The 7,497-nt window shown below is 55.2% G+C and carries 5 protein-coding genes; all 5 read left to right on the forward strand.

Annotation, left to right across the window (positions count from 1 at the left end; translation table 11 throughout):
- Window positions 1–45: 45 nt before the first annotated feature.
- Window positions 46–3,240: an efflux RND transporter permease subunit gene (locus ABWO67_RS04245; RefSeq protein WP_353147985.1), complete on the forward strand. Its 3,195-nt coding sequence runs from the start codon at window positions 46–48 to the stop codon at window positions 3,238–3,240.
- A complete protein-coding gene (locus tag ABWO67_RS04250; RefSeq protein ID WP_353147987.1) occupies window positions 3,240–4,721 on the forward strand; it encodes an efflux transporter outer membrane subunit in 1,482 nt (493 codons plus the stop codon). The genes ABWO67_RS04245 and ABWO67_RS04250 overlap by 1 nt, the downstream gene beginning before the upstream one ends.
- A complete protein-coding gene (gene pdxJ / locus ABWO67_RS04255; RefSeq protein WP_353147989.1) occupies window positions 4,718–5,449 on the forward strand; it encodes a pyridoxine 5'-phosphate synthase in 732 nt (243 codons plus the stop codon). Before ABWO67_RS04250 ends, pdxJ begins: the two co-directional genes overlap by 4 nt.
- A 12-nt stretch (window positions 5,450–5,461) precedes the next feature.
- A complete protein-coding gene (locus ABWO67_RS04260; RefSeq protein ID WP_353147992.1) occupies window positions 5,462–6,034 on the forward strand; it encodes a nitroreductase family protein in 573 nt (190 codons plus the stop codon).
- A 30-nt stretch (window positions 6,035–6,064) separates the two neighbouring features.
- A partial coding sequence (locus ABWO67_RS04265) for a dihydrolipoyl dehydrogenase (protein ID WP_353147995.1) occupies window positions 6,065–7,497 on the forward strand: 1,433 nt, incomplete at its 3' end.

The raw sequence follows: 7,497 nt of genomic DNA on the forward strand, positions 1-7,497 counted from the left end.
TGCCGTGGCAGCCTGCATCGTTAACTGCTTTTAGAGTGAGCACGCATGTCGCAGTTTTTTATCGAAAGGCCGGTTTTTGCCTGGGTAATTGCCTTGGCAATTACTTTGGCAGGTTTGTTAGCCATTCCCAACATGCCGGTTTCGCAGTACCCCGAGGTAGCCCCGCCCGCCATTAGCATTCAGGCGACATATCCCGGTGCTTCCGCCAAGGACGTCGCCAACTCGGTTTCCAGCGTTATCGAGAACGAGCTGAACGGTGCCACAGGCCTGTTGTATTACGAGTCGGTCAGCGACTCCTACGGCGGCGCGGAAATTACCGCTACCTTTGCGCCTGGAACCGATCCGGATATGGCCCAGGTTGACGTCCAGAATCGGATCTCTAACGTTACCGCCAAGCTGCCCGGCGCAGTAACACAGCAAGGCCTGACAGTCAGTAAAAGCAATGCCAGCTTCTTGTTGGTAGCGGCTCTCTCGTCGACAGACGGTTCGTTAGATCAGGTGGCGTTGGCCGACTACATTACACGCAATATCCAGAACTCGATTTCGCGCGTTCCTGGCGTCGGAAAATTTCAGCTGTTCGCAGCGCCGCGCGCCATGCGGGTATGGGTCGATCCCGACAAGCTTACCGGTTATAAACTGAGCATGGCAGAAGTCAATGCAGCCATTGCGCAGCAGAACGTATTAATTTCTGCGGGTATTATCGGTTCTCCACCGAACCCGAGCGACCAACGGGTTACTGCGCCCATCGTGGTTAATGGCGAACTTACGACGGTTGCCGACTTCGAAAACGTGGTCCTGCGGTCCAACGTCGACGGATCCAGCGTGCGCGTTCGCGACATAGGGCGTGTTGAAGTCGGTGCCGACAACTATCAGTTCGGTGCACGTTTGAACGGCAAGCCGACAGCGGCGTTTGCTATTTCCCTGGCAACCAATGCCAACGCTTTGTCCACTGCGGCAGGGGTCAAAGAACGCATGGAAGAACTGTCCCAGTTCTTCCCTGGCAATATCACTTATTCCATTCCTTACGACACAACCCCCTACGTACAGATATCAATCGAACAAGTCGTCCACACCCTGCTGGAAGCGATGGTGCTGGTGTTTATCGTGATGTTCATTTTCTTACAGAACGTTCGATATACATTGATACCTGCACTGGTGGTTCCTATTGCCATTTTGGGCGCTTTTGCGGTCATGCTCACCCTGGGCTTTTCCATTAACGTACTGACCATGTTTGCCATGGTTCTGGCTATCGGTATTCTTGTCGATGATGCCATTGTGGTGGTGGAAAACGTTGAACGGATTATGGTGGAAGAGGGCTTGTCACCTAAAGAAGCTACCAAGAAAGCCATGCCGCAGATTAGTGGAGCGGTAGTAGGGATGACGCTGGTTCTGGCCACGGTATTTTTGCCACTGGCCTTCATGAGTGGTTCCGTCGGCATCATTTACCAGCAGTTTTCCGTCGCCATGGCAGTATCTATTCTGTTTTCAGGCTTCCTGGCATTGACTTTCACGCCCGCTTTGTGCGCGACGATACTAAAGCCCATACCCAAAGGCCATCACGAATCCAAGAAGGGGTTTTTCGGATGGTTCAACCGTTCGTTCGATCGTGTGACCAACCATTATGAAGGCTGGGTTGGACGCAGCCTGAAACGCGGCGGGCGCATGATGATCGTTTATCTGATCCTGCTGTTGGCGCTGGGCTGGATGTATATGCGCCTGCCTACGTCTTTCCTGCCTGAAGAAGACCAGGGCTATGTCATTGTAAATATGGAGTTGCCATCCGGATCCACCAGCAATCGTACGCTGGAGACGATCGAAAAGGTCGAAGACTATTTCAGCAAACAGCCACAAACGCAGAATATTGTGACGGTGCAGGGCTTCAGCTTTAACGGCAATGGGTTGAACTCGGCGATAGCCTTCGTTCCTTTGAAAGATTTTTCAGAGCGGCCAGGCAAGGAAAACTCCGCACAAACTGTGTCAGCAAAAGCGACGCAGAATTTGCTGTTCGGACTTCCCGACTCTATGGTTTTCGCTATTGTTCCCCCGGCGATTTCTTCGTTGGGTAATGCATCGGGCTTTGATATGCGCCTGCAGGATCGCGGTGGCCAAGGCCATGACGCATTGATGGCGGCCACACAGCAACTCCTGATGTTGGCCATGAAAAATCCAGTGCTGTCCGACACTCGTATTACCGGTCTCGGGCCGGGTTCGGAGCTCAGCCTGACCATTGATCGCCAGAAAGCGGCGGCCCTTGGGGTCGACTTCGCTGAAGTCGCTACGCTTATTTCAACGGCTTTGGGCTCTTCGTATGTAGCGAAATTCCCGAACATGGGATGGATGCAGAACGTTTGGGTCCAGGCTGAGCAAAAGCACCGCATGAATACCGATGACATCATGAAACTCAATGCTCGCAACAGCAAAGGGGAAATGGTGCCCTTGTCGTCATTTGTGAAGGTCGATTGGGAACAAGGCCCAGTCCAGGTGGTCCGCTACAACAGCTACGAGTCGATCCGCCTGGGCGGTACTGCCGCCCCGGGTTACTCCACCGGTCAAGCGATGGCTGCCATGGAAGAAATAGTGGCCCAGTTGCCGCAAGGTTTCAGCTATGAATGGACAGGACTTTCCTACCAAGAGAAGCAAGCAGGCAGCCAATCTATCATCCTGATGGGACTGGCCATGCTGGTCGTCTTCATGTTGCTTTCCGCGCTGTATGAAAGCTGGGCTATTCCTTTGTCGGTCATGCTGATGGTTCCGCTGGGAATGCTGGGTGCGGTAGGGCTCGTGTCGGCGCTGGGCATGTCCAATGATGTGTACTTCCAGGTCGGGATGATTACCGTGATCGGCCTGGCGGCCAAGAACGCCATTCTGATCGTCGAGTTCGCTAAAGATACATACGCTCAAGGGGGAAGCATTATCGATGCGACGATTGAAGCGGCACGCTTGCGATTCCGGCCTATTCTGATGACTTCGTTCGCCTTCATTCTGGGCGTGGTGCCGTTGGCCATAGCCACCGGCGCAGGTTCGGCCAGCCAGAACGCTGTTGGCCTGGGTGTATTGGGCGGCATGTTGGCGGCTACGCCCTTGGCCATGCTGTTCGTTCCTACCTTCTTTGTCGTGGTATTAACATTGTTCAAGACCAAGCCTAAGCTTTCAGGGGCTCATGCGCCGCTGACTACCGTTCATCATGGCGCTCCCGCCGACCAGGCGGGCCACTCTCCTAAAGACGGAGGGCAGGCATAATGCAAGGGATCTTTAAAAGGGCAAGCTTGCCCCTAATCGTTACCCTGGCGCTTGCCGGATGTTCGCTGGCGCCGAAGTACGAGCGTCCTGCGGCACCGGTACCAGCGCAGTATCCCGCGCAAGTCGGGCCTCTCAACAGTAACGTTGCACCGGTTTCTGGCGTGAGCTATAGCGCCGACTTGGGCTGGAGCGAATTTTTCACTGATCCCCAGCTTCGGGCGCTCATCGCGTTATCGCTAGCCAATAATCGCGATATGCGTGTGGCAGTCGAGCGTGTGGAAGAGGCCAGGGCGCAATACGGCATTGCCCAGAGCGATCGCTTGCCTACCTTTGGCATAGGCGGCAACGCTCAAATTACTCGAAACCCTGAAGCCCTGCGGGTAAACGGCGCTGAGTCTGATAGTGTGACGCGCTATTACCAAGCCGGCGTCGGCATGACTGCGTTCGAACTGGATTTTTTCGGTCGTATCAAGAACCTGAGCGAAGCAGCTTATCAGCAATACCTCGCTACAGAGCAGGCTAGACGTACGGTACATATCAATCTGGTCGCGCAAGTCGCCGAGGCGTATTTTCGACTACGCACTGCGCAGCAACTAGAAATTCTGGCGGAAAAAACGCTGCAGTCCCGCCAGAATACCTATTCACTGGCCAAGGCGCGCTTTGACGCAGGTGTGGCATCAGCATTGGATCTTAGCCAGGCCAAGACGCAGCTCGATTCGGTTCGAGCCGATCGCGCAAGCCTCGAGCGAGCTCAGGCCCAAGCCCAGAACGCATTGCATTTGTTGCTTGGTGCAGCACTTCCAGCCGATTTGCCGAAAGCCGCGGTGTTTGGACGGGATCAGGTGTTGGCTGCGATTCCGGTGGGTTTGCCGTCCGATCTGCTTGAACGGCGTCCTGACATCATGAGTGCAGAGAACGTCTTGCTGTCGGCTAACGCCAATATCGGCGCCGCCCGTGCCGCATTCTTTCCTAATATCTCGATCACTGGCCTATTGGGCTTTGCCAGTCCACAGTTAGGCGGATTATTCAGTTCGGGCAACCGCTTCTGGCAATTCACACCGCAATTGCAGATGCCGATATTTTCCGGTGGCGTAAGCGGTAATCTTGAGTTGGCCGAAGCGCGGAAAAACATCGCTGTGGCGCAATATGAAAAGTCCATTCAAACAGCATTTCGGGAAGTTGCCGATGCGCTGGCGGGTGAGGCAACCTATGACAATCAGTTGAATGCGTTGCGTTCCCTGGAAGCCTCTGCCGCTGAAACATTGAAGTTGGCAACACTGCGTTATGAAACCGGCATCGATAGTTTTCTGCAAGTGCAAAATGCCGAGGTCGATCTCTACTCCGCGCAGCAGGCGTTCTACCAGACAGGGATGGAGTCACTGCTGAACAGGGTCGAGCTTTATAAAGCGTTGGGCGGCGGCTGGCTGCAGGACACAGTTGATGTAACGGCAACCAACACGGTAGAGGGGCAAGTAAAATGATCGAATTAGGCGTAAACATTGATCACGTAGCGACTTTGCGCCAACAGCGATTCACTTCGTACCCGGATCCTGTCCAGGCGGCGGTTCGCGCCGAAGAGGCGGGCGCCGACCTCATTACCTTGCATTTGCGCGAGGACCGCCGCCACATACAAGACAGCGATGTAGCAGCAATAAAGCCACTGTTGCGTACGCGCATGAATCTGGAGTGTGCAATCACGCCGGAAATGCTTGATATCGCCTGCCGTATCCAGCCTCAGGACGTCTGCCTCGTTCCGGAAAAACGCACCGAACTGACGACAGAAGGCGGACTCGATGTCGCGGGCCAGTTCGATCATGTCCGGCTTGCGGTAGCCCAATTGCAAGAGGCGGGTATTCGTGTTTCGCTGTTCATCGATCCGGAAGAGATCCAGATCGAGGCAGCCCATCAGGCTGGTGCGCCTGTGATTGAGTTGCATACAGGCGCCTATGCCGAAGCCGCGGATTCGTCCGCCATTGCGTTCGAGTTGGCGCGTCTGCGCACGGGTATCGCAAAAGGGGTAGGCTGTGGATTGCGCGTCAATGCAGGCCATGGCCTGCACTACGATAACGTGCAAACCATTGCGGCCTTGCCCGGCATAGCCGAGCTCAACATAGGCCATGCCATCGTGGCGCGGGCCGTATTTGATGGCTGGGAGAAGGCCATCCGAGATATGAAGGCGCTCATGCGGACTGCGCGAGCGTCTTCCTGAAAAGGATAGAACATGTCGGTTACACCGTTAGATTACTTATTGTCGCGGCGCTCGGTCAAACTGGTCCAGTCGCCTGGCCCGGATGACCACCAGCTGGCACAAATCCTGCAGACGGCGATGTCGGCACCCGACCATGGCCGGTTGCAGCCCTGGCGTTTCACCCTGATTCGTGAAGAAGGCATTGCCCGGCTTGCCGAATTGTCGACGTCAGCAATAAAGGCGGCGAACTTGCCATTTCCGCCCGAAAAAGAAGCCAGCGTACGACGCTGGCTGGCTAAAGTGCCGTTGCTTATTGGTATTGCCTGCCAAATTGATCATTCGAACACCAAGATCCCTGAACACGAACGCATGCTGGCAGTGGGTGCGGCGGCTACGAATATGCTCAATGCGGCTCATATGTTGGGTTTTGGCGCCTTCTGGAGCACAGGCCTGGGCACTTACCTCGACGAGGTGACCGAAGCGCTGGGCTTTGATAACCTGGACTATCGCTTTATGGGCTTTCTTTCGATAGGCACGCCTATTGTGACTCTTGATCCTGTCCAGCGGCCTGATTATCAGCAGTTCGTCACCGAATGGGCCGGTTAGTCACTTTATCCTCATGGGGAGCGGTCGGACATGAAACAGTTAAAAGTAGACGTTGCTATCATCGGCGCGGGTACAGCGGGATTATCGGCCTATCGGGCAGCCAAGGCTACGGGCGCGAGCGCCATATTGATTGAAGGCGGTCCGTACGGTACTACTTGCGCACGCGTTGGTTGCATGCCTTCCAAGCTGCTGATCGCTGCTGCTGAAGCGGCCCACACTGCCAAATCGGCTGCGCCTTTTGGTGTTCACATCGATGGCGATATTCGTATCGATGGTGTCCAGGTCATGGACCGGGTCAAGCGCGAACGCGACCGGTTTGTAGGTTTCGTCCTCGAAAGCGTTGACAACATACCCGCAGACGATAAGGTGCGCGGCTATGCACGCTTTATGTCCAATACCTTGCTTCGTATAGACGATCACACTGAAATTCAAGCATCCCGAATTGTCATTGCGACAGGTTCTACACCTGTCGTGCCCAAATCCTATCAATCGGTGGGCGACCGCGTGATAGTGAATGATGATGTCTTCGAGTGGGATACGTTGCCGGGCAGCGTCATGGTCGTGGGCAGCGGTGTCATAGGTTTGGAATTAGGCCAGGCGTTGGCTCGTCTGGGCGTCAGGGTTTGCCAGATAAACCGCAGCGGCAGCGTCGGCGGCCTGACTGACCCCGAGGTACGCGCGAGCGCCTTGGCGGCATTTCAGTCCGAACTGGATCTGCACTTGAATACCCAGATCGTCGCTGTACGCAGGGTGGGCGAGCAAGTCGAGGTGCGCTATCAAACTGAAGGCAAAGAAGAAGCCATAGAAAGCTTCGACTATCTGTTGGTGGCGGCCGGGCGCCGCCCCAATATCGATATGCTTGATTTACAGCATACCTCTGCAGTGCTGGATGACAAAGGAATGCCGCAATACGATCCGGCTACCTTGCAATTAGGCGACACGCCTATCTTTATCGCTGGTGATGTCAATGGCGTATTGCCTTTGCTTCATGAAGCAGCCGATGATGGGCGGATTGCCGGAAATAATGCGGCGCTTTATCCCCAAGTCAGCCCAGGACGGCGACGCGCGCCGATGGCAGTGGTCTTTTCAGACCCACAACTGGCGCAAGCGGGCCAGCGCTTCAAAGACCTGCCTCATCAAGGCGTGGTCTTTGGCGAAGTCGACTTTGCAGGGCAGGGGCGATCGCGGGTAATGCTTAAAAATTACGGCAAATTGCGCGTCTATGCCAATGTGGCCGATGGCCGATTCCTTGGCGCTGAAATGGCAGGCCCCGCCATGGAGCACATGGCTCATCTATTGGCATGGGCTGTACAACAAAAGCTGACCATTGCGGCCATGCTGGAAATGCCGTTTTACCATCCGGTAATCGAAGAGGGGCTGCGCACCGCCTTACGCCATGCCGCCGAAGAGTTGGCCGCGGCCGAATTAGCCAATGTCCGCGAAGCCGAGAAATCCGTCAATAG

Origin of the sequence: Pollutimonas bauzanensis (genome assembly GCF_040393045.1) — a bacterium.
GTDB lineage: Bacteria > Pseudomonadota > Gammaproteobacteria > Burkholderiales > Burkholderiaceae_B > Pollutimonas > Pollutimonas bauzanensis_A.